This is a genomic window from Arthrobacter sp. PsM3, from assembly GCF_030433895.1.
In the GTDB taxonomy this organism is placed as follows: Bacteria; Actinomycetota; Actinomycetes; order Actinomycetales; family Micrococcaceae; genus Arthrobacter.
Map to the genome: position 1 here is coordinate 1 of NZ_JARUXE010000180.1, position 234 is coordinate 234.

General features: G+C 67.5%; 1 pseudogene. It reads right to left on the reverse strand.

From position 1 onward, the window contains the following. Nucleotides 1–234 (reverse strand): annotated as a pseudogene (locus QCD75_RS22095) (NADP-dependent phosphogluconate dehydrogenase); the annotation flags it as partial.

Consider the following 234-nt stretch of genomic DNA (forward strand, 5'->3'; position numbering starts at 1 on the left):
AGGCCTTGGTGATCTCCTTGAGCAGTTCGGCGCGGATGATGCACCCGCCGCGCCAGAGCGAGGCGATCTCGTCCAGCTTCAGGTCCCAGCCGTATTCCTTGGCGGCCGAAGTGAGCATGTCCAGCCCCTGCGCGTACGAGACCAGCTTGGAGGCGTACAGCGCCTGCCGGACATCCTCGACGAAGCTCTCGGGGACCTCGACGTCGGCCTCGCCGCCGGCGAGCAGCTCCTGGG